Consider the following 23530-nt stretch of genomic DNA (forward strand, 5'->3'; position numbering starts at 1 on the left):
TTATACTAATACGCTTGATAGAAATACGATTAACGCTGTTAATACTACCGCTCCACTTGCTGATCCTACGAAGTCACCTTTTGTTACTTGTAATACTTGCTCTTTCATATCATTTATCCTCCTTTTTTCTTTTGTTACAAAGCTTCTATTATACTAATACGCTTGATAGAAATACGATTAACGCTGTTAATACTACCGCTCCACTTGCTGATCCTACGAAGTCACCTTTTGTTACTTGTAATACTTGCTCTTTCATATCTTTCATTCTCCTCTCTTCTTCTTTTATTACAAAACTTCTATTATACTAATGCGCTTGATAAAAATACGATTAATGCTGTTAATACTACCGCTCCACTTGCTGATCCTACGAAGTCACCTTTTGTTACTTGTAATACTTGCTCTTTCATGTCATTTATCCTCCCTTTTTATAAGTTATCTATATGTAATTTCTAAGAAATGTTTATTTCATAGTTTTTATGTTAACGTTACATTAAATTTGATAACGTAACGTTTGTAACATTAATGTAACATAACTATTATTACGTTGCAATATAATTACGTAAAATTTATTACATTTTTTTTACGTTTTTTTATAATAACCCTCAAAAACCTTTATTTAATGCGTTTTTCACTAAGTTCACGTTTGTAACATTCGTGTAACATTACAGTCATAAAGTGAAATGTAGTCATATTCCTCTCTATTTTTGTTACAAATTGTTTATTTAGTGCCACTAAACCTATCTAATCTTTACTTACTTTTAATATGAGATAAAATACCGTCTTTCCAAGATAAGTTTATATGTTTCCTCTATATAACTATGTATAATAAAAACAAAGAGGTGGTCATTTTGAAATTAATCGCATTAGATATGGATGGTACACTACTATCATCTAATCTTGAAATCTCCAAAGAAAACCTACAAGCAATCCAAACTGCACAAGAAGCCGGTCATATTGTAATGATCTGTTCTGGTCGTGCGAAAGAGGATGCTTTAAAGCTATTGGAAGAATATAAATTATCTCTTCCAGTCGGAGCAAGCAATGGGGCTATTGTTTATGTGGATGGAAAAGTAATTAACTCGCGTTGTATACAAAACGACAAAGTGTACAAACTTGCAAAATTACTAGAATCTGAAGGTTTCCCATATAAGCTATATACAAATAAAGGAGTTTATTCTCCATATACATGGCAAGATCAAGTGATGCAAGCATTCGAAGAAAATAAGCATGCGCTTGATGTTACATTAGAGGAACTTGAACGAATTACAGAAAAGCAAAAGAAATCGAACCTAATTACTGATTTCAAAAAAATAGAAGATGTTGTAAATAACCAAGAACTAGAAATATCTAAATTCTTCATTTTAACGTTTAATGCAGCGCATCGCGCACAGCTATTAAGTATATTACAAGAAGATGCTGATATTATGGTTACAGCATCGGCTCCTACTAACTTAGAAATTATGGATAAGAATGGACATAAAGGAAACGGGATACAGCAGATGGCAGCTCATTTTAATATCCCAATTGAAGATACAGTTGCTATTGGTGATAATTTTAATGATGTACCAATGTTAGAAGTAGCAGGCTTATCTGTTGCAATGGGCAACGCTGAAGAAGATGTAAAAAAGCTATGTGATGTTGTAACACTAACAAACAATGAACATGGTGTTGCTCACGCAATCGAGCAATTTGTATTGAAACAAACTTCATCTAGTAAATAAAAAAAGGACTCTTTCAATTTGAAAGAGTCCTTTTTTATACGTGATGACAAGCAACAAAATGCTCTACACCAACATTACGGAATTCTGGTACTGTTTTTTTACAAACATCCGTTGCAAATGGGCAACGTGTATGAAAACGACAGCCCGAAGGTGGATTTGCTGGACTTGGAATATCCCCTTCTAGTATAATTCGTTCTCGCTTCACTGTTGGATCTGGTATTGGAACAGCTGATAACAATGCTTTCGTATAAGGATGTAGCGGATTGGTAAATAACTCATCACGCGGTGCTGTCTCCACAATCGTACCTAAATACATAATTCCGATTTTCGTACATAAGTGTTCTACTACACTTAAATCATGCGAAATGAATAAATAAGATAATCCCTTTTTCTCCCGTAACTCACTAAATAAATTAATAATTTGTGCTTGGATAGATACATCTAGTGCCGCTACAGGTTCATCAGCTACAATGAATTCTGGATTTAATACCATAGCTCTTGCGATTACGATACGCTGACGTTGTCCACCAGAAAACTCATGGGGATACCGGTCAATGTGATAAGGAGCTAATCCACATAACTCCAATACTTCAATTACCTTTTCACGCACATTTTCTTTCGTTGCTAATCCGTGGGCCAACATTGGCTCTCCAAGCGCTTCTCCAATTCTCATTCTCGGATTTAATGAGCTAAATGGATCTTGGAAAACGAGCTGCATATTAGGGCGATGTTTTCTTAATTCATCCTTGGATAAAGAATGAACATCTTTTCCTTTAAACTTCACTTCTCCCTCCGTTTTTTGAACGAGGCGTAAAATTGTTTTTCCTATTGTTGTTTTCCCGCTCCCTGATTCACCAACGAGACCAAACACTTCACCTTTATTAATAGTAAAACTTACTCCATCAACTGCTTTTACATGCCCAATTGTTCTACTAAATACGCCACCCTTAATTGGAAAATATGCTTTTAGGTTTTTCACCTCTAATAATGGTTCACTCATTGTTCCGCACGCTCCTCATATAACCAGCAAGCTACTTTATGATTTTCATCATTTACATTTAGATTTGGGGCTTCTTTTTCACATATTTCCATACAATGCTCACAACGCCCACTAAAGTAACAAAACTCACCTAAACCAACTAAATTCGGAACTTGCCCTGGAATAGAATATAGTTTATCTATTCGTTTTCCCATTACTGGTTTTGATTTCAATAATCCTTTCGTATAAGGATGTTTTGGATTTTGGAATATCTCTAGTACTGGGGCTTCTTCAATAACTTTCCCGCCATACATAACGACAACATAATCAGCCATTTCCGCTACGACACCTAAGTCATGTGTAATTAATAAAATCGACGTTTTAAATTCTTCTTTCACTTGTCTTAGTAGATCCAATATTTGAGCCTGAATGGTAACATCAAGAGCTGTTGTTGGTTCATCTGCAATTAATAACTTAGGATTACAACTAAGCGCAACAGCAATCATAATACGTTGTAACATCCCACCGCTCAGTTCATGCGGATAAGAATGGACGATTTCATCAGCGCGGGCTATGCCAACTTTACGAATTAACTCAATTGCCTTCTTATATGCTTCATTTTTACTAAGTAATTCATGCTCTCTTAACGTTTCTACAATTTGCTCCCCTACAGTGAAGACGGGGTTTAGCGATGTCATCGGTTCTTGGAAAATCATTGCAATATCATTGCCTCGTAAACTACGAAGTTCTTTCTCTTTCATTCCTAAAAGACTTTTTCCTTCATATAAAATGTCTCCACCCACTACACTACCAGATTCAGCAATAAGCCCCATAATAGATAAAGCTGTTACACTCTTTCCGCAACCTGATTCTCCTACTACACAAACTGTTTCCCCTTCTCGAACCGCAAAGCTAACATGGTTCACAGCCTTTACTGTCCCCTCGTCAGTTTGAAAATGTGTTTGTAAGTCTCTCAGCTCTACTACCGCTTTACTCATATCTTCTCACCTACCGTCTCATCTTTGGATCTAACGCATCACGAAGTGCATCACCAAGTAAATTAATTGATACAACTGTTATAAAGATTGCAAAACCGGGCGGAATCCATAACCATGGACGCTTTTGGAAATCGATTAATGAGTTAGCTGCGCTAATCATGTTCCCCCATGATGGTGTAGGTGGAACGACTCCGAGGCCTAAGTAACTTAGTGCGGACTCACTTAAAATAGATCCAGCCACACCCAAAGTTGCTACAACAATAAGTAACGGAAAAACGTTAGGAATTAGATGATGAATGATTTTTCGAGAATCTTTTAATCCTAATACATCTGCCGCTTGCATAAAGGCTTGCTCCCGCAATGTTAAAATTTGTCCTCTCACAAGACGGGCAAGTCCTGGCCATCCTACTAAACTTAAAATAATCATTACAACATATAAACGGTACTCCGATGGTAATTTCCATTCTGATAAAATTGCTCCCATTATAATAAGTAGTGGTAATCCTGGAATGGACATTAACACATCTGCAACACGCATAATTAAATGATCTACAACTCCTCGATAAAAACCAGCAATTGCTCCTAATAGAGCTCCTAGTATAACGGATAGTAGCATCGACGCTAAACCGATTGTTAATGAAATACGCCCTGCTTGCATAAGTCTAGTTAAAATATCCCGCCCCAACTGGTCTGTCCCAAGCCAATGTGACAGGCTGGGTGGTTTATTAATTTGTGTTACTTGTACTTTCCCATCAGCATACGGTGAAAAGATTGGACCGATAAAACTAAATAAAAACATAAATATTAAAACGTATAAGCCACACAGTGCCATCTTATTTTTCTTGATTTTTTTATACGCTTGGCGCCATGGTGATGATTCATTTCTTTTTTTCCGTTCTTTCTTTTTCTCTATTATGGGTGTAATAGTCTCCATATCTTTCCCCCCTTACTTCAATCGAATTCTTGGATCAACAAACGCATATACAATATCAGCTAAGAAATTAGCCATAATTGTTAAACAAGAAAGAAACATTGTAAAGGCCATTAATACCGTATAGTCACGGAAGTTTAATGCTTCTAATTGAATACTCCCAATCCCTGGCCAATTAAAAATCTGTTCAATAATAATAGCTCCTGAAAATAAACCCGGTAATTCAAAAGCGAGTAATGTAATTGCTGGCAAAATTGCATTTTTCAATGCATGTTTATAAATAACGGTCCTTTCTTTTAAACCTTTTGCACGAGCAGTACGAATATAATCTTGCCTAATAACATCCAACATGCCAGTTCTAAAATAGCGTGTTAACGATCCTACACCAAGAAGCGTTAAAATAAATACAGGTAGAATCATATGACGTAATACTTCTAATATGTATGCTATCCCTGTTGAGTTACTCCCAATATCAATCATGCCACCAATAGGTAATAACTTTAAATCAACTGCTAATAATTTAATTAAAAATAGTCCGATAAAAAATGATGGAAATGACATTGCTGCAAAGACACCGATTGTTACCAATCTATCAAACCAAGAGTGCTGCTTTGTTGCAGAAATAACCCCAATAATAAGAGCAATAATCCAAGTGAAAAATAAAGCTGCAGCAGCAACAATAAATGTATTCCAAATGAATTTATTAAGTAATGAAGTTACCGGTTCTTGATACTGTAAAGAAAATCCAAAATCACCATGCAAAGCATTCACTAACCAATGAAAATACCTTTCAATAATCGGTTTATTTAAACCGTACAACTCTCTTAATTCTTGAGCTCTCTCTGGTGTTAATTTTGGATTTGAATCGATATAATCACCCGGTAAGAGTGCAAATAAGAAAAAGATAATAATAGACGTACCAAACAATGTAGGAATCATTTGTAGAAACCTACGAATGATATATGTTTTCACCTTTTGTCTCCCCAATCCTATTTACTTAAAAATAGAAGAACATTTTTTCAAAACAGCTACCATTCCATTGCTGTGTGAAAAAACGTCTTCTATTATTTAGGTCAACCCTTATTGTTCAATAGATAACACTGGTAAGTTGGAACTGATGCTATCGTACTTTTCTGGATCAATTCCTTTTATACGTGCATTATGAGCATAAAGTAGTTTACGATAGTTTAATAAAATAACTGGTGGATCATCACTTAACTCTTTATACAGCTCTTTATAAATCGCTTTACGTTTTTCAATATCTGTCGTTCCTATACCTTTTACAATCAAATCATCTACTTTCGGATTATTATAACCCGTATCACTTTTTGGATTAGTTGATAAGTACTCACTTACAACTTCACTTGGATCACTAATTCCTGGTGTTGAAACTGCCGCTAAATCGTAGTCACCTTTTCCTACTTTTGAAAGCATCGTATTAAAGTCCATCAACTCTGGATTTAATTCAACACCAATTTCTTTGTAACTTTCTTTTGCAATCGGAATAAAGATATCATTTGTTTTACCTGTATTTGATGCGTAGTATGTTAATTTTAATTTTTGACCATCTTTTTCACGAACCCCGTCAGAACCTACTTTCCAACCAGCCTCATCCAATAATTTTTTAGCCTTTTCTACGTCATGCGGATATTTATTAATACCTTCTTCTGTATATGCCCATGAAACTGGAGCAATTGGTACGTTAGCCACAGAGCCATAGCCTTGTAAAGCTGTATCCACATACTTCTTACGGTCTAATCCATAAGTAAGTGCTTGGCGTACCTTTTTATCTTTCAAATACGACTTCTTATTATTTACATAGATATAAGCAATATCACTTGATGATTCAAGATTAATATTTGCAAACTCTAATCCTTTTAATTGGTCTATATTTTCAGGGTTCGCTCTAAACCCACTATAGTCCAGTTCACCTGTTTGGAATAATTGGAATCCAGTATCACCTGATGTGATTTTGTAAATAAAGTTTTTAATTTTTGGTTTACCTGCATAATAATTTTCGTTAGCAACAAAGCGGACTTCTTGACCTGGAACATATTTTTCAAATTTATATGGACCCGCTGCAATTGGTTGCCCATATAATGCTTTTAAATAGTCTAAACTTGTATTTTGTTTATAATCTTTTCCATAATAAGCTTTTGATAGCACTGGGCCACCTAAATTCGTTAGCGCCTGTGAATTAACTTTTTCAGTTGTAATTTTAATTGTCTGTGGATCAACAACTTGGATTCCTTCAATAGAAGTTGCTTTTCCTTCTTTATATTCTTTCCCACCTTTAACAGCATACTGAGCAATATCCAATCCACCTTCATACGCTTTATCATGAAGTAGTGTTAATGTAAATGCTACGTCATCCGCTGTTAGAGGCGACCCATCACTAAATTTTAAATTTTTACGTAAATGGAATGTATATGTTAACTGGTCAGCAGAAATATCCCATTTTTCCGCAAGATCCGGAATAGGTTTACCTTGTTTGTCTGTTGTTACTAATGAAGCAAAAATAACCGACGTTACATTTCCATCCCAACCATTATCTTGGAAATACGGAAGGAAAACTCCCCCTGGCTTAGAAATGGCTGTAATGAAAGTATCTTTTCGTTGATTTGCTTTCTCTGGACTTTTCTTTTTATCTGTAGCTGGAATTGATTCAATCTTAGAGTCTTTTAAATCCTGCTTTTTTACTGGTTCTGTAGAAGCCGTATCCTCCTGTCCCCCACAAGCAGATAACACAAGCGAACTACTCAGTAATACTGAAAATACACCAGCCCATTTTTTTGTCTTTTTCTTCATTGTCCCCACCCTAACTGTTTAATAGTTATACTCTTTGAACTTATTAGCTTATGTATGCCTCCCACAGCACATTTATAGCCAATCGGAAAAGTCGGTTTTAATCAGAAAAAAATAGATGTTTTTGAGGGGTAACAATCTTATTCCGACCTTTCCGGTAGACTTTATGGTTATTAGCTTATATCGTTCATTATGTTTTGTCAATTCTTTCTAAATAAATATTTTGAGAATTTTCCCAAAATTATTACTCTACATTTATACTTTAAGAAAACTCAGCTATAATTCGTATTAAAACTTAAAAATCTACTTCTATTCCTTCAGCATGAAACATAGAATACTAATAACCAATTACCAAAAAGGGGGCGAAAATATGGACAACCTATTCCAACACGTCCTGCACTACGTATTATTAACAATTATGATAGTCGGAGCGCTATTACTATTCCCGTTCTTCCCAAAGTTCGTCCTCTTTTTAGCTTTTTTTATCATGCTCGGGATTGCTATTATAATTTCAACGAGAGAAGATGCCACGCAAAAAGAGAGCAAAGTTCAGCGCATAAAGCTGTAACTTTGCTCTCTTTTTGTTTTCATTCACTAGTCTCTGTTACACATATTTATCCCGCTATTTGCCGTGCAGTAAGACCCCCACCTCAAAATTCAGCGAAAGCAAAAGAAGTTAGGTCAGGGTCGGGGTGCCCGTAAAAGCCCTCACTTTATCTCTCGGGAAATAATTAGCCTTTGTTTTTGTAATTACTCCTATCGAAAAACCACTAATGACATTTATTTTTTACCTTATCATTTTCATATGTTTCACAAACTATGCAAATTGAGGAAAATGGATTTATCTAAGTTACTGTTTCACGTGAAACACATCGCTTCATTTAACCTTTAAAGCAAAATATCATTATGAAAAAAGCCACTTCCTCCAGCAAAACTGAAAGGAAGTGGCTTTCTACTCATTACTCCACCATATTCTCTAATTCATTATATAAATCTGCTCGTAACAACTCTTTCTTCGTTTTTTCCTCATATAATTTTTCAAGTTTTTCAACATCAGCTACATATTCCATTTCACTTTCTAATGCATATATATCTTCTTCTATATGCATTAACTCGTTTTCAATCTCCGCAAAACTTCTAGAATCTTTCTTTTTTATAGAGATTGCTTCAACACTTTTTCTTCCATGGTGCTTATGCTTTATTACTTCCTCCTCAAGCTTTTCTTCCCACTTTTGACGAGCCCATGCATAGTTTCCTGCAAACTCAAATAATTTGCATCTATCAATCCAGTACGTCTTTTCAAATAACTTATTTAAAAAATATCGATCGTGTGAAACAGCTAAAATCGTCCCGTTATATTGCTCAAGGGCTTCCTCTAAAACTTCCCTTGATTCAATATCAAGATGGTTTGTCGGCTCATCTAAAATTAGAAAATTGATGTCTTGATACATAAGTTGCGCAAGTCTTAATCTCATTTTTTCTCCACCACTAAGTTGCGTTACTTTCTTAAATACTGCTGGACCATAAAACAAAAACTTAGCTAATATATGTCTTGCTTCTCCTTCTGTTACAGCCACATTCTCTCTGAATGCTTCCAATACATTACTCTTCATATTTTCATATGCATGTTGTGATAAATAACCAATTTTGACACTACTACCAATTCGAATTTCACCAACGTCTGGATTTATTTCTTCTAATAGTAGTTTTAATAATGTAGTCTTCCCTGTACCATTACGACCAACGATAGCAGCACGCTCTTGAAAACGAACATGTAAATTCGCTTGTTCAAATAAAGATCGGCCAGCAAAACCTTTACTCACTTCTTTCATTACAACAACATCTTTTCCGCTTCTCTCTTGCCCTTCAAACTGAAGACCCATCTGTTTTCTTTCTAAAATTGGCCTCTTTAATTTCTCTATACGCTCTAACGCACGTTCCATATTCCTCGCTCTTTTATGCAATCCTTCATTCGGAGGATTCGCTTGATTTGCCCATTCACGTAGGCGCTTAATTGCTTCTTTCATTTTCTTTATTTTCTTTTGCTGCTCTTGATAAGCTTGAAACTCTTGAAGTAACCTTTCTTCCTTCTCCTCAACGAACTGAGAATAATTCGTATGGTACACGTGAATCTCTCCATCTTCCAAATCCAAAATTTTCGTTACAACTTCATCAAGGAAATAGCGATCGTGTGAAATAACCATAACTGTTCCATTATATTCTTTTAAAAATTTCTCTAACCATTCAACTGCAAACAAATCTAAATGATTTGTTGGTTCATCTAATAGTAGTAAATCTGGTTTCTGCAATAGCATATATGCAAGGCTTATTTTCGTCTGTTCTCCTCCACTTAATTCCGTAAATACTCTTGGAAATAAGTTTGTGACTTGTAAGCCATTTGCTACCTTCATTATATTTGCCTCTATTTCATAACCACCGAGAAATGCAAATTTTTCTTGAATTACTCCGTACCTCTCCATTAGCTTTTGCAAAGCAGATTGTTCCTGCTCCTCCGCCATATTTTTTTCTAGAGCATGCATTTCTTTTTCTAATTCCTTTTCTACTTTAAAAGCGGAACTCAATACATCATATACAGTCATGGCCTCATCAAACTTCGGAATTTGTGCGACATGACCAATACGTGTACCTTTCTTCATATGAATGGCTCCTGCATCCAAACTCTCCATTCCCGTTAGAAGCCCAAAGATTGTTGTCTTCCCACTACCGTTACGACCAACTAACCCAACACGTTCACCATTCTTTATTTCAAGCGATATATTTTCAAATATGATGTTTCCACCAAAAGATTTCGTCACATTATTTACACTACAAATAGTCATTTTCCGTACTCCTTTCAATATAAAAAACCATGAGAAAGAAACATTCCCCATGGTTTTCGGCATAGAAAAAGGAAGCCAAATAGCTCCCTTTTCACACGTTTATTAAAAATGGGTGAAGAGATTTCTATCGTTCAATAGTCACTATGCAATTGTTAAAAAAGGGCATACGTATCCCGTTAACAACTACATCATGAAAAATCGCACGACAAAAATAGATAAAATCTAAAAATTTGGCACGCGCAGCTAAAGAACGTTTCATCTCATTCACCCCTTTCGTACGGAATTTAATACTTACTTCTTTATTATACTTTCCAATTTCATGTTTGAATAGTCATTTTTCTGAAAATAATGAAGATAGACTAAACATTTCAATAAGTGACATCAAATCTTACAAAACTGTTATGTTCACGTAATGGAAAGCGATAGTACGAAAAGATGCCTCCCTATACAATAAAGATGTAAAACAAGAGTGACAAACACAAGGAGGAAACAAACATGATGAAAGAAATCGTAAAAGCAATCTTTAAGGTATTAGTGAACGGACAAGCAGTTGTAAAAGAACTAAATGAACTATAAAAAGGAGTGAAGAAATATGATGAACATGGTGAAAATGCTTTTACACGCTTTAGTCGATGCAAAAGCAGTTAGCCAAGAATTAAACCAACAATAAAAAGGGGTATATGAATATGAAGAAAGCCATTATTATAATTGCAAGCACAGCAATCACTTTATACACAATAAAAAATAGAAAAAAGAAAAATAATGAAAATGTTCTATATTATCCATACACACTATTAGAGAAAAAATAAAAGACAAGGTACCCTATCGTAATGAGGATATCTTGTCTTTTATTTTTTCCATATTGTCTTTAGAGGATTTCCTTCTCCTTTTCCCGAATGTATTAAGCGGGATTTTTACACATATTTTAAAGGGGCATATATACAAATGGATACACAACAACTATATTTTTTAAACGATATCGGTAAACAAAAACCAGAAAGTATTCGGAATAGAAGCGCTGCATGTCCATTTTGCGATAAAGAACATTTAACGGATATTTTAGCAACTGATGGTTCTATTATTTGGTTAAAAAATAAATTTCCTACATTACAAGATACATTTCAAACGGTGCTGATTGAAACAGATAATTGCGAAGATCATATCGCAACATATACAGAAGAACATATGCGAAAATTAATGCAATTTTCTATTCAACATTGGTTACACTTACAGAAGAACGAAGAATTTGCATCTGTAATTTTATACAAAAATCACGGTCCATTTTCAGGTGGAAGTTTGCATCATGCACACATGCAAATTATCGGAATGAAATATGTAGATTATCTTGAAAATATTGAAGAAGAAAATTTTCAAGGGGTAATTGTTCAAAAAAATGAACGCATTGAGCTTAATATTTCAGAGCGTCCCATTATTGGCTTCACTGAATTCAATATAATCATTGATAATATTTCATATATAGATGAAATGGCAAATTACATTCAGCAAACTGTACGTTACATACTGATAGATTTCCATAAAGGATGCAGTAGTTATAACTTATTCTTCTATTACTTAAATGGAAAAATCATTTGTAAAGTTGTACCTAGATTTGTCGTTTCACCATTGTATGTAGGATATAAAATACCGCAAGTTTCTACAAAACTAGAAGAGGTGAAAATACAACTCACGCAGTATTTCACGAAAGAAAAGGATGAAATTATTCATAAAAAAACAGAGTAGGTATAGAAAACCTACTCTGTTACCCCGCATTAACGAGCAGTAAAACTTCCACCTCAAAATCCGGAAAACGCTAGAATTTAGGCGGAAGATTAACTGCTCGTAAAAGCCCGATTGGTGAAGACTAATAATCAGCGGGGGATGAACAGACTCCCCCACTGATTAAAGTTTCACTTTATTACGCCTTTATTTCGATAGTACACATCTTCTAGTCCGATGTTATACTTCATGTTATTATCCGTCCACTCTGGCCCTAAATTCCCTGGCCATCCAGATGTATTCGCTATATATTTCAGTAATGCAAAATCAGTCAAACCTTTTTGCACCCCACGCTTATATCCTTTCATTAAATGCGGCATTGCAATTTGCGCATTTGTACGTGGATCTTTCAGCTCATCATCAGTTAAATGTTCTGGTGCAAGCCCGCCGCCGCGGTGTAGTTGAAACAATCCAAATGAAGTTCCATTATCTCCAACACTTCTTGGATTTAATCGACTTTCATGCTCGGCAATTGCAAGAGGTATCCATTCCGGAAGATTTACTTTCTTCGCTTCCTCTATAATGATTTGTTTCATCTGTTTTGCTTCTTCTGAATCAACATAGCTTGTTCCATTCACTAGCTTATCCATTCCTTCAGACTTTCCTTGGAAATATAAATATACTCCAAGAACAACTAAAAATCCTACAAAGAATTTCTTCACTACCTCTACCTCTTTCTCCGCTGAAATTTGTCCCCTTTCAGCCTTCCCTTTACAATTACCTACATTCTATTACTCTTTTATCATAGCAAATAACTATACGTATTATCATCATGCTTTAGACCGATTTTGTGAAAAAACAGCTGGTAAATACGTGCAAAAATGTAACTTTCATAGACTATAACGCATTTATTGTATATAATTGTAAACTGAACTCTATATATAGAATAGGAGCGTACAAAATGAAAAAATGCCTAACACTCTTGTTCAGCATTTTACTACTCATCCCTACCTACACCTCTGCACAAACATCATCAAAACCAAAAGTACTTGTTTTGTATAGTACACAAGACGATAAAGTTTCAAATAATGTTCAAATCCTTAATACTCAATTAGGACATTTTACAAATGATATAACCGTAAAAAACTTAAAAGAAGCAACTTCAATTAATAACGTATCCTCCTATACACATATTGTTTATATCGGTGAAACAAAAGAAGCGTTTTCTGATGAAACGAAACAATTTCTAGAAAACTTCTCCGGCCCTGTATTAGTATTAGGACAAAATGTTGAACAATTATCTAAGCGTTTTTCTTTCATTACATTGAAGAGTGACGATATACGAGTTAATAAAATTGAATATCCAGAAAAGAAGCTAAAAAATACCTTAGAAGAGGAACGATTAATTCAATCATTTGATACGAATGGAACTGTGCTTGCTAACGCTTTAAGCTCAAATAACACTAACCCACTAATCGTTCAGCATGAAATATCTTATTATGTTGCAACACCTAACCTCTTTGACTGGATGTCTCATTACGTCGGTGAAATGTTATTTTCTTATTTCAGCCAAAAACCAACGAAAAATAAAGTTGAAGCTTATTTACGTCTTGAGGATGTTCACCCAGCAGCAGATATAAATCAATTAAAAGAAATTGCTACATTACTAAAAGAGAAAAAGATGCCTTACATGATTACTGTTATTCCGGTATATAAAGATCCAGATACAGGAAAGATAATACATTTAAAAGATAAACCAGAACTAGTTGATCTTTTACGCTCTATGCAAGATGATGGTGCAGCAATTATTATGCATGGTTATACTCACCAATTTTATGACAGTGAAACAGGTGAGGGCTTTGAATTTTGGGATGTCAAAACAGATCAACCAATTCGCCAACCGAAGCATGAAAAACCGAAGACAAAAGATGACTTTCCAAATATAGAGGCATATAACCAATATGTAAAAAAAGGGGAAGAATTCGAGGGAAAATATATGAAAGATCATATTGAAAAAGGAATTCAAGAACTTGTAGATGCTAAACTATATCCTGTTGCCTTTGAAGCACCTCATTACACGATGTCTCAAAAAGGATATGAAATATTATCAAGGTACTTTTCAACTTATGTAGGACAACTACAGTTAAATGATACAACTTGGAAATCCATGCACTCACCATATTATACAAGTACTCCGTCATTTTTACATGGAATGAAACTATTGCCTGAAACAGTCGGATTTATTGAAGAAGATACGCCACAAACTATTGCTAAAATGAAAGAACGTGCTCTATCTGTTTCTAAATTATCCGATGGAATTATTGGTGCATTCTATCATCCTTACTTAGGTGTGAAACCATTAAAAGAAGTGTTAAAAGATCTAGAAAGTATTCCAAATATAGAATGGATTGATTTACAAAAGGAAAAGAATGAAGTAAAAATGAAAGATATTCATATTACGACGAATAAAGACGGCATTCACGTTGAAAAACCAACCAGTGCGAATGACATAATTGATTATATAAAGCAATATGGCTTCTTACTTATACTGGGGTTCGTTATCATTGTCTTTCTTTTATTATTAAAACGTGCGAAGAAATTAGAATCCTAATACAAAACCACCAAGCATTCTGCTTGGTGGTTTTTTTAACTTAAACCAAAACGTGGCATGTTATTAATAACCCATTGATTATTTTCATAAATAAATTCAACTTCTACTTTTTCCGTTACATTATCATAGTCATTATACGTTTCTACCTGCGCTTTTATTTTCCCATCCTTTAACTCGGCAGAAATAATTTTTGTAAATTTAGTTGCTGCTTTTGACCCTGGATCTCCAATAGCATAGTGCATTTTTCCATTTAACTCTTTAATATATTTACTCTTCATATACTGTGCAATAAATGATTTTGAGAAGTACGTAGATAGCGTAGTCTCTAAATTATCTTTCTTATTATAAATAGGGTTCACTAATTCCCCGTATGAAAAATCCCCTACTCGTTTTGGGTTTCCTGTTAGTGCAGCCATTTGAACATTAGTCAGTTCCTTCTGTGCATTCCATACTTTCTGTAACATAACGTTATCTGCTAGCTTCTTATCTTTTACTTCATTTGATTTCTTTGTATCCAAATTCATGATAGTTCCATTATCCGTATAGAGATACATATCTCCTGCTACAAAATATAAATAGGATTTAGTTGGTTCAACCGCTTTATTATAAATTACCTTTTCATTTCCACCATTTATTTTCTTCTTATATACTCCATCCTTTTTTAAATAATAAAAAATATCCCCTTTCACATTCATCTGCAAGGCATCCTTTACCAATAACTTTTCATTATTTTGTTGAACGTCTATTTCATATATGCCATGCTCAGCTTCATTTGTTTCAAAAGGTAACGAAAAGTCGACAACAGCATATAATTTTTCATTATTATACGTAGCACTAGATATTGTGGCATAATTTTCTTTTGACCAAGTTTTATTATCTTTTGTCATTTGTGTTCCACGATTTTTATTCCAATGTAGAATACTATCATCTATCGTTCGAGACCAACCAGAATTTTTAAATGCCGCTTCTTCTTCCTGTCCCGTCTTCAAATTGATTTTTGCGATCCCTACAATATCAAAACCACCATGCTCAGAATATTTTTTCGGATAAAATAAAGTTTGATCTTTTATATAAACATAATTTGTATCCGCTTTTAACGTATCTAACTTTTTATTTGATATATCATACTTCATTAAAGAAGATAATCCCGCATTCTTCTCTTCATCCGTATGAATAAAATATAAAGCTTTGTTTTTTATATTTATGTAAGAAGCATTTACACCTTCCACTACACGTTCCGAAGTCTGAAATTGATCTTTCGTACGATAAATGCCTCCTGTATTTTTATCACCATTTACCGCATAGTAAACCCATCCATTACTCTCTGCCATCTTCCCTTTATTAGAACTGTTTCCAACCGAATTCCCGTTTTTCTCAGTTTCTTTCATCTGTTTTTCAACTACTGGATCAATTTGTTCTTCTTTACTTTCTTGCGTTGCGTTGGGATTTATAGCCTTCTTTTCTGCTTCACAACCAAACGCTGCAACTGAAAGTGCACCGATCATCATTGTAATAGCTATTTTTTTATGTGCTTTCCCCATTTTCTCCCCTACTTCCTTCATCAAATTAAACACATCATAAATTATAGAAAAAATTAGAAAAAATATCCATAATAAAAAGAATAAGAGTACCTCTCCTATCCTTTCAAATAAAGCGAAACCTTAATCAGTCAGGGTCTTAATCCCCGGCAAATAGCGGGGTAAAATCGAATGGTATTTTCATATATTGTTTCTGCAACCTGATCAACAGATATGTTTTTTATAACACTAATTTCCTTTAATACATCTCGAATCATTCTCGGGTGCGTCATAACATCGTCTTGAAATTCCCACGGTCCATCTGTTTCTACCATCATATATTCAAGCGGATAATACGAAACAATTTTTCTAATCTTCTCCTTATGTAAAACATCCGGTGTAATCGAAATATAATAACCATTCTTCATCATCCGTTTCATTGTTTCATCACTTCCTTTAAACCAATGGAAATGTGCACGTGAAACTTTATATTTCTCTAGCAAATCACATACAGTGTCAGCATCTTCATAAACTGCGTGTAATATAATCGGCAAATTATACTTACTAGCTAGTTCTATAAATTTTTTCAATACAGCTATGTATGGATCTACAGCAATGCTTTCATCTTCTTTCCTCAAATAATAGGGCAAACCTACTTCACCAATCGCAACAATTTCCTCTGCGTTCTGTTCAATAAGTTTATAAATCTGTTCACACTCTTCTTTATGAATCTGTTGCTCTGGATGAAACCCTATCGCTGGATATATAAAGGAATACTTCTTCGCTAAAGATAACGTTTCCTTACAAGATTGATAATTCATAGATACAGCAATAAGCCCCTTTATTTCATTACTATTTTCCACCTCTTTCAGTAATCTGTTCTTCTCTTCATCCTTATATTGATCAACATGTATATGACTATCAATCCATTTCATCTTTATGCCCCCATAAAAAAAACAAGAAAGGACTTCCTTTCTTGTTTTAGCATCTATATTATTTAACAATTAAGTTTGTTATGATATCAAATAATCCAATACACACTACGGCAACAGTAAAGTAGCTACAGAAATCTTTAATTGGTAACTTCACTACTTCTTCTTTACGCATCCCATTTTTCTCCCTTCTTACTAGATCCCTAATTATTTTTCTATCTGTATCTATTATGCAAAAAATATGACAAATTTACTATCGAATTAACTTACGTAAACCTTACAATGTTGTAAGGTTTAAAAAAGGATCCTCATCTTTATTCAGATGAGGATTATTAAAAATTAGTTGGTTTTTCATTCTTCATTACAAACAGAAAGTAATACATTAAGACTTTCTAGTTACACTATATAAAAATTACTATCTTTTAACTATCGAATTACATTACAGAAGACTTACATGTTTGTAAGTTATGTGTAATGTAATTCGATAGTTTCCCTTACTTATATTTCGTACAATAAAGTTAGAAAGTAAGCCAAATAAGAAGAACAATCACATAACCAAATTGCATTGCTAGTAGCTACTCTTCTTATACCTTTCAACCATGCTACTACAATGTACCCCCTTCCCCTTTATATAATAAAAAAGCCTTAGTCTATATGGACTAAGGCTTTTTTGCTAACCACTAAAATACCCTTACCCAGTATTTTTATTTTCGACAAAAAATAGCTGGGGGTATATTTCACTATCTCATCGTTAAAAGTTTACTCTTCGCATTTATAGGAATATTTGCAACCTCAATCTCTTCAATCGATTCACCGTAACGTCCTTTCGCAAAAACCTTTAATGCTTCATCTCTCTTTAACATATGCTTAACCGTTTTCTTTATTTTCTGCTCTCTACCACGTTCATCGAATGCAATAAATTCATATTCATACCACTCATCACCAATATGCTGACCAATTGTATTCACAACCGTATAGTATTCTTTCGTCTTATAAAATGGATTATATTTATCGATAACCGGTCCAAATTTCGTAGGCAGTAACATTACTACTATCACTATCATCGCTATTATAGTAGTGATCATTTTTTTCTTCATAATAAACATTCCTCCTCTGCAGGATATATATACATCCATTTTAAAAAGGGGGAATAAAATCTACTATTGAATCTCATTACATTACACTTACATTTTTGTAAGAATTAAAAAAGGTGAACGAATTTACTCGTTCACCTTTTAGCTTGCTTTAAAGCCACCGCCAAGTACATCACGTACATCATGTATAACAACGAAAGCATCTTCATCTACCCGGCTAATAACTTGTTTTAACTTAACAAGCTCTTGTTTATTAATAACAACATATAAAACTTCTTTATTTTTACCAGTATATCCGCCGCGCCCTTCTAATACAGTAACACCGCGTGTCATATTTTTCGTAATAGCTTCACGAATTAAATCTGGTTGATTCGAAATAATCGTAACAGCCGTTTTTGTATCCATTCCTTCTACAATGAAATCAATCACCTTCGCTCCGATGAACACAGCTACAAGTGTATACATTGCCTTTTCTTGCCCTATTATAAATACAGAACCAGCAATTACAACAATATCAATAATTAGTACGCCTTTACCTACGCTCCAACCTAAATATTGATTTGCTAACCGAGCTAAGATTGCTGACCCTCCCGATGTACCTCCGGCTTTGAACATACAGCCTAATCCAATACCCACAAATAAACCAGCAAATAAAGCTGCTAATAATGTATCACTATTTACATGATACTCAATATGTTCTGTAACGTATAAAAACAAAGATGTTTCTACAATCCCTAAAATTGTATAAATCATTGTTTTCTTATCAAAAAATTTATAACCAATAGCTAGTAAAATTGCATTTATAGCAAAATTCACAATCCCTGGTGACCAATCAAATAAGTAGTACGTAACAACCGTTAAACCAATAATTCCACCTTCCGATAAACGGTTTGGAATTGCAAAGTAATTAATACCAATTGCGAATAATAATGAACCAATTGTAATTAGTGTTATTTCCTTTATACGTTGATTAACCATAGTTCATACCCTCCCCCCATTTGACATTGTATCACTATCTCCTAGAGGTTTAGAAGTGGTTTTTATTCCGCATTTTCCCTCTTAAAAATTGAAATATTATGTTTAAACAGAGGGTTGATTAATTATTCATATTTGCCCTAACTGCACGGACAAATTGCTCCACATTCCCTTTCTGAATATACTTAGCGCGAATGCTTTCATGACTACAAGTAAATTCAAAATACGGATGAAAATCTATGTTATCTATATGCAAATATGAATACTCTTTAAATATTGAAGAATAGTACGGGAATTTCCCGTAAAAAAGGAGACGTCTAGTAGTGGCAACAAAAACCCCATGTTGATACGATAATATAAAATTATCCTTCTCAAATATCCCTACCACAAAAGCCAGAATCTTTTCATCATCATCTACATACTTTTTCATACTCGATAAAAGTTCATTCATGCATATTCCTCCAAATTCTATTCATTGCATTAACACTTGAAAAGAATCCATGGATTATTACAAACCGGTTTAACTCCTTTATAAAGTATGAAACGCGTTTCCTGTCAAAGATATTTCAAAAAAATAATCCGTTATGCGATTATACACATAACGGATTAAAATTAAACCGTAGAGCGTTCCACAAGTTCGTATGGAATTTCCAGCTTTTCTTGTTCAGAACTCTCGTCATTCACTTTTCTATGCAACATTTCAAAAGCAGTTTTCCCTATCTCCTTTAAATTTTGATCAATAGTTGTCAATTGTAACACTTGCGAGATAGGTTGATTATCAAAGCCAATAATCGCTAAATCCTCAGGAACTTGAATCCCTAATTTTTCAACCTCTGTCATAACCCCAATCGCAACTTCATCACCTGCTACTATTAATGCTTCAGGAAGATCCTGCATCTCTTTTAACTTATGAGCCACTTTTACACCATCTTCTAGTGTAAAACATTCTGTAAAAATCCATTCTTCATTAACCTCTTCGTCTATAGATTGTAATTGCTGTTTATAAACATCAAAACGCTTTTGACTACTCGGCCCTAATTTTCTTCCCGTACAATAACCAATTTTTTTATAACCTTTCTCAATCAAATAATCCATTCCTAATTGAAAGGCCGCTGAATGATTCGTATATACACTTGAGATGTTTGAAATATCATTATCTTCACAAGCAATTATTGCGCCGTAAGAAGCATACGGTTCTATCGTTTCCCAATCATTTGCACGTGAACAAATAATAAGACCATCCAATTGTTTTGTTTTTAACATATGTAAACTTTTCATTTCTTCTTTTTTATTATAATTCGTTTGGCAAAGTAGCACCCTGTAATTATGCGCTAACGCAGTCTCCATCATTCCGCTCACCATCGCATCAAAACACGGATGATTAATATAAGGTAAAATCACACCAACAATATTCGTTTTTCCTTTTGATAAATGAACAGCATTTGCATTTTGCGAGTAATTCAATTTCTCAACTATCTCTATAACCGCTTTCCTTTTTTCTTCACTTACATATGGGTGATCATTCAACACTCTCGAAACAGTCGTAACTGAAACTCCCGCCATCTTTGCAATATCTTTAATATTAGCCATACACTCACCTCTACCTTTAAGTTAATGAATCTCATGAACATATGTCAAATCTTCTTATCATTACACCTTCATTCGTTTCTCTTACAAAAGTGTAATTTTTCTGTAAGCTAATTCGATAGTGAATTTCCGCAACATTTCATACAATTAAGTCAGAGACAAGGTAACAACTATTCGAAAAGGAGCGGATTAATATGATGAACAAAATGAAAACGAACAATTTCTTACATACAATGGGCATGATATTTTCCGCTCTTATCGACGCAAAAGCTGTTGCTTCTACATTAAACAAGTAAGGAGAATATATTATGAATAACATCACTTTTAACAAATTAGATTTTTTAGGACTAGCTAGTGGCTCGCTTCTTCTTACTGCTTTTATTTACGCCGCTACGCTTGTATAACTTTGTGTCCCCTTTCCCCTTTATTATAAATAGTAATAGAAAAGACGACCGTCTATGCCCGGTCGTCTTTTCTTATTTTTGATTTGATTGCAAAGCTTCTTTTAACTCCTCAAACTTCTCATTTAATTGATCTGTCATCATTTTCATAACGGTTTTTCGATCTATTTGTTCTCCACCCTCAATTTGAATTGGATCTCCAAAAATCAATTGCGCCTTTTTCCCCTTTATTAATTCTTTTACACTTGATGGACCAACATAAGCTGCTGGTACTAACGGAACATTAGAACGCATCGCAATTGTCACAGCACCCGCTTTTAATGAAACATCTTCCGCTGATCTTGTTCCACTCGGAAAAATCCCTACTACCTTTCCTTCTTTTAATAAACGTGATGGAATTTTAAGTGTACTTGGTCCTGGATTCGCACGATCTACAGGGAATGCATTTACATTTTTAAAGAACCAATTTTTGAATTTCCCTTCAAATAATTCTTTTTTTGCCATGTAATGAATTTGAGTTGGGTACATCCCTGTAGCTAACATTAATACATCCATAAAACTTGTATGTGTACACGCAACAACATACGGACCACCTTCTGGTAGCTTTTCTCTTCCTTGCACTTCTACTTTCCCAGCTGTTTTAAATATATATTTCAACAAAAATGTAATTGGTTTATACATTTATTTCGTTCCTTTCTAAACATCCGAAGTATAATCATATTCTTACAATAATTATAACACTAAGTTTTAGGAGTTGGTAATAAAATTAAGGATGAATTGTTAAATTTCAATTCTTACAAAAGTGTAATTTTCTTGTAAGCTAATTCGATAGTTACTTCTTACTATATTTCATACAATTAAGTCAGAAACAGGGCAACAATTATTCGAAAAGGAGTGGATCAATATGATGAACAAAATGAAAACGAACAATTTCTTACATACAATGGGCATGGTATTATCGGCTCTTTTCGATGCAAAAGCTGTTGCTTCTGCATTAAACAAGTAAGGAGAATGTATTATGAATAACATTACTTTTAACAAATTAGATTTTTTAGGATTAGCTAACGGCTCTCTTCTTCTTACTGCTTTCATTTACGCTGCTACGCTTGTATAACTTTGTGTCCCCTTTCCCCTTTATATAGAAAAAGACGACCGTCTATGCCCGGTCGTCTTTTTAATTTTTTCTTTCTTTCAATTCTTTTAAAAGCTGTATCAGCTCAGCTTGTTGTTTTATCTTTTTACGACCATTTCGATTAATTGCTGCAAGCTCACAAGCAACTCCGACGGCGAAGAAAAACAATAAACTTTCTAACATGTGAAATCCTCCATTTGCCTATTAAACAGCTTGACGTAATTGTTCTTCTTGTAAAACTCTCTTATTTATATTTTCTTCTTTTCTCTGGCAAACGTTATTGCGAATAAGCGCTGCAATAACAAGTACAGTCCCTATAATATCAAACATTGTGATCTGATACCCTTGCATCATCATAATAACTAAAGTCGTAATTGGTACAAAATTAATAAATAAAATCCCATTAATGGATGATAAAATTTTCACACCATAGTTCCAAGCAAGTAGCGCTACAATACCTGGCAATGTCATCATAAATAACAAATCATACTTCACAATAGAAATCGTTCCCATACTAGGAACTGAAACATATCCAAGCGACGTAATAATTACCGTTATAATTCCTGTAACAGTCGTACCGAATACACACGTCAACGTAGAATAACGTAATGTTGACCAATCACTACACGTTTGACCACCCATCGTATAAATAACCCAGCCTACAACACCAATAAATATAAATGCTAATGAGAACATATTATCTTTCAATGTTACAAAGAAACTCATGTCACCTTTTGTAATAACAAACACAGCTCCTACAAAAGCAATAACCATACTCGTTATCATATACTTCTTCGGTTTTATATGCTTATATCCCCATAAAATACAAATAGAAATCATCGGCATAAGTGATTCCATAATGGAAGCTACCATTACACCCGACTTACCCATCAACATTTGCCCTAAAAATATGAGGACATTATATACTGTAAATGCCATCGTTCCAAAAAAGACGAGTAACTTTCCTCTTCCCTCTAAACGAAATGCCTGTTTTCCTTCTTTCATTAACAACAATACAATCAGCATTATCGCCACTGCTCCATAGCGAATAAGCGAAAAATAAAATGGATCTATGTATTCTAGCGCATGATCAGCAACTGGAAACATCGCTCCCCATGACATACTCGCAATTAAACACGCTAAAGCCCCTATTATCATTTGACCTCTTCTCACCGCAATCCCCCGTTTCTTTCTATTTGCACAAAGAGAATTGTAAAAGAAAAAATATATCACGTAAAATGATTCAAAATGATGTTAACTATCATTTATAATGATAGTTAACATCAAGGGG

The 23530-nt window shown here is 34.1% G+C and carries 27 protein-coding genes; 7 read left to right on the forward strand and 20 right to left on the reverse strand.

Annotated elements, in window-relative coordinates; all coding sequences use genetic code 11:
- The 3 genes from ACTFR8_RS28760 to ACTFR8_RS28770 are packed head-to-tail and all read right to left on the reverse strand — an operon-like array spanning position 1 to position 416.
- Complete coding sequence (locus tag ACTFR8_RS28760) at positions 1 to 108, reverse strand: DUF3948 family protein (RefSeq protein ID WP_000664237.1); 108 nt, start codon at positions 106 to 108, stop codon at positions 1 to 3.
- Between the two features lie 40 nt (positions 109 to 148).
- On the reverse strand, positions 149 to 265 hold the full coding sequence (locus ACTFR8_RS28765) for a DUF3948 family protein (protein ID WP_000654250.1): 117 nt from the start codon (positions 263 to 265) through the stop codon (positions 149 to 151).
- Positions 266 to 299: 34 nt separating this feature from the next.
- Entirely contained in the window at positions 300 to 416 is a 117-nt protein-coding gene (locus tag ACTFR8_RS28770; protein ID WP_097807566.1) for a DUF3948 family protein, read from the reverse strand.
- A 432-nt stretch (positions 417 to 848) separates the two neighbouring features.
- On the opposite strand from ACTFR8_RS28770, the gene ACTFR8_RS28775 reads away from it, so the two are divergent.
- A complete protein-coding gene (locus tag ACTFR8_RS28775; RefSeq protein ID WP_000766421.1) occupies positions 849 to 1721 on the forward strand; it encodes a Cof-type HAD-IIB family hydrolase in 873 nt (290 codons plus the stop codon).
- A gap of 34 nt (positions 1722 to 1755) precedes the next feature.
- Here the strand turns inward: ACTFR8_RS28775 and ACTFR8_RS28780 are convergent, their stop codons facing one another.
- The 5 genes from ACTFR8_RS28780 to ACTFR8_RS28800 all read right to left on the reverse strand — a co-directional run bounded on the left by ACTFR8_RS28780 (position 1756) and on the right by ACTFR8_RS28800 (position 7437).
- Positions 1756 to 2721, reverse strand: coding sequence for an ABC transporter ATP-binding protein (locus tag ACTFR8_RS28780; protein ID WP_252209757.1), 966 nt, complete (start codon positions 2719 to 2721; stop codon positions 1756 to 1758).
- Complete coding sequence (locus ACTFR8_RS28785) at positions 2718 to 3698, reverse strand: ABC transporter ATP-binding protein (RefSeq protein ID WP_000030801.1); 981 nt, start codon at positions 3696 to 3698, stop codon at positions 2718 to 2720. The genes ACTFR8_RS28780 and ACTFR8_RS28785 overlap by 4 nt, the downstream gene beginning before the upstream one ends.
- A gap of 10 nt (positions 3699 to 3708) precedes the next feature.
- Positions 3709 to 4632, reverse strand: a complete 924-nt coding sequence (gene opp4C / locus ACTFR8_RS28790) for an oligopeptide ABC transporter permease (RefSeq protein WP_000447957.1) — start codon at positions 4630 to 4632, stop codon at positions 3709 to 3711.
- A 12-nt stretch (positions 4633 to 4644) separates the two neighbouring features.
- On the reverse strand, positions 4645 to 5601 hold the full coding sequence (locus tag ACTFR8_RS28795) for an ABC transporter permease (RefSeq protein WP_000860687.1): 957 nt from the start codon (positions 5599 to 5601) through the stop codon (positions 4645 to 4647).
- Positions 5602 to 5709: 108 nt separating this feature from the next.
- Entirely contained in the window at positions 5710 to 7437 is a 1728-nt protein-coding gene (locus ACTFR8_RS28800; RefSeq protein ID WP_000730672.1) for an ABC transporter substrate-binding protein, read from the reverse strand.
- A 367-nt stretch (positions 7438 to 7804) separates the two neighbouring features.
- On the opposite strand from ACTFR8_RS28800, the gene ACTFR8_RS28805 reads away from it, so the two are divergent.
- Positions 7805 to 8002, forward strand: a complete 198-nt coding sequence (locus ACTFR8_RS28805) for a hypothetical protein (protein ID WP_252209756.1) — start codon at positions 7805 to 7807, stop codon at positions 8000 to 8002.
- A 391-nt stretch (positions 8003 to 8393) separates the two neighbouring features.
- Here ACTFR8_RS28805 and abc-f read toward each other — a convergent pair whose 3' ends face one another.
- Entirely contained in the window at positions 8394 to 10274 is a 1881-nt protein-coding gene (gene abc-f, locus ACTFR8_RS28810) for a ribosomal protection-like ABC-F family protein (RefSeq protein ID WP_000150883.1), read from the reverse strand.
- A gap of 124 nt (positions 10275 to 10398) precedes the next feature.
- A complete protein-coding gene (locus tag ACTFR8_RS28815; protein ID WP_000830643.1) occupies positions 10399 to 10533 on the reverse strand; it encodes an RAxF-45 family protein in 135 nt (44 codons plus the stop codon).
- Positions 10534 to 10954: 421 nt separating this feature from the next.
- Between ACTFR8_RS28815 and ACTFR8_RS28820 the strand changes: the two genes are divergently transcribed.
- A complete protein-coding gene (locus ACTFR8_RS28820; RefSeq protein ID WP_001998915.1) occupies positions 10955 to 11083 on the forward strand; it encodes a hypothetical protein in 129 nt (42 codons plus the stop codon).
- 136 nt (positions 11084 to 11219) lie between these two features.
- Positions 11220 to 12014, forward strand: a complete 795-nt coding sequence (locus ACTFR8_RS28825) for a DUF4931 domain-containing protein (protein WP_002004289.1) — start codon at positions 11220 to 11222, stop codon at positions 12012 to 12014.
- 167 nt (positions 12015 to 12181) lie between these two features.
- Here the strand turns inward: ACTFR8_RS28825 and ACTFR8_RS28830 are convergent, their stop codons facing one another.
- Complete coding sequence (locus ACTFR8_RS28830; protein ID WP_000713248.1) at positions 12182 to 12712, reverse strand: transglycosylase SLT domain-containing protein; 531 nt, start codon at positions 12710 to 12712, stop codon at positions 12182 to 12184.
- Positions 12713 to 12951: 239 nt separating this feature from the next.
- Here ACTFR8_RS28830 and ACTFR8_RS28835 point away from each other — a divergent pair, with 239 nt between their 5' ends.
- Complete coding sequence (locus ACTFR8_RS28835) at positions 12952 to 14601, forward strand: DUF2334 domain-containing protein (RefSeq protein WP_000710611.1); 1650 nt, start codon at positions 12952 to 12954, stop codon at positions 14599 to 14601.
- 35 nt (positions 14602 to 14636) lie between these two features.
- On the opposite strand, the gene ACTFR8_RS28840 is transcribed toward ACTFR8_RS28835, so the two are convergent.
- The 6 genes from ACTFR8_RS28840 to ACTFR8_RS28865 form a co-directional block, all read right to left on the reverse strand.
- Entirely contained in the window at positions 14637 to 16142 is a 1506-nt protein-coding gene (locus ACTFR8_RS28840; protein WP_000513542.1) for a DL-endopeptidase inhibitor IseA family protein, read from the reverse strand.
- Between the two features lie 128 nt (positions 16143 to 16270).
- Positions 16271 to 17053, reverse strand: coding sequence for a TatD family hydrolase (locus ACTFR8_RS28845; RefSeq protein WP_000871067.1), 783 nt, complete (start codon positions 17051 to 17053; stop codon positions 16271 to 16273).
- Between the two features lie 737 nt (positions 17054 to 17790).
- Complete coding sequence (locus ACTFR8_RS28850; protein WP_000728420.1) at positions 17791 to 18147, reverse strand: YxeA family protein; 357 nt, start codon at positions 18145 to 18147, stop codon at positions 17791 to 17793.
- Between the two features lie 138 nt (positions 18148 to 18285).
- A complete protein-coding gene (locus ACTFR8_RS28855) occupies positions 18286 to 19122 on the reverse strand; it encodes a YitT family protein (RefSeq protein ID WP_000248040.1) in 837 nt (278 codons plus the stop codon).
- A 118-nt stretch (positions 19123 to 19240) separates the two neighbouring features.
- Entirely contained in the window at positions 19241 to 19570 is a 330-nt protein-coding gene (locus ACTFR8_RS28860) for a PH domain-containing protein (RefSeq protein ID WP_001004240.1), read from the reverse strand.
- Positions 19571 to 19731: 161 nt separating this feature from the next.
- Positions 19732 to 20709: a LacI family DNA-binding transcriptional regulator gene (locus ACTFR8_RS28865; RefSeq protein ID WP_001273903.1), complete on the reverse strand. Its 978-nt coding sequence runs from the start codon at positions 20707 to 20709 to the stop codon at positions 19732 to 19734.
- 305 nt (positions 20710 to 21014) lie between these two features.
- Here ACTFR8_RS28865 and ACTFR8_RS28870 point away from each other — a divergent pair, with 305 nt between their 5' ends.
- Complete coding sequence (locus ACTFR8_RS28870; protein ID WP_001060007.1) at positions 21015 to 21110, forward strand: DUF3948 family protein; 96 nt, start codon at positions 21015 to 21017, stop codon at positions 21108 to 21110.
- 72 nt (positions 21111 to 21182) lie between these two features.
- On the opposite strand, the gene ACTFR8_RS28875 is transcribed toward ACTFR8_RS28870, so the two are convergent.
- On the reverse strand, positions 21183 to 21788 hold the full coding sequence (locus ACTFR8_RS28875; RefSeq protein WP_000277780.1) for a lysophospholipid acyltransferase family protein: 606 nt from the start codon (positions 21786 to 21788) through the stop codon (positions 21183 to 21185).
- 337 nt (positions 21789 to 22125) lie between these two features.
- On the opposite strand from ACTFR8_RS28875, the gene ACTFR8_RS28880 reads away from it, so the two are divergent.
- Entirely contained in the window at positions 22126 to 22221 is a 96-nt protein-coding gene (locus ACTFR8_RS28880; RefSeq protein ID WP_252209755.1) for a DUF3948 family protein, read from the forward strand.
- 60 nt (positions 22222 to 22281) lie between these two features.
- Here the strand turns inward: ACTFR8_RS28880 and ACTFR8_RS28885 are convergent, their stop codons facing one another.
- Together ACTFR8_RS28885 and ACTFR8_RS28890 are read right to left on the reverse strand one after the other, a co-directional pair.
- Positions 22282 to 22422, reverse strand: a complete 141-nt coding sequence (locus ACTFR8_RS28885; RefSeq protein ID WP_000894065.1) for a YrzO family protein — start codon at positions 22420 to 22422, stop codon at positions 22282 to 22284.
- A 21-nt stretch (positions 22423 to 22443) separates the two neighbouring features.
- Entirely contained in the window at positions 22444 to 23412 is a 969-nt protein-coding gene (locus tag ACTFR8_RS28890; RefSeq protein WP_002004285.1) for a DMT family transporter, read from the reverse strand.
- Between the last annotated feature and the right edge of the window lie 118 nt (positions 23413 to 23530).

The sequence above is a fragment of the Bacillus cereus group sp. MYBK15-3 genome (assembly GCF_051916765.1).
GTDB classification, from domain to species: Bacteria; Bacillota; Bacilli; order Bacillales; family Bacillaceae_G; genus Bacillus_A; species Bacillus_A cereus.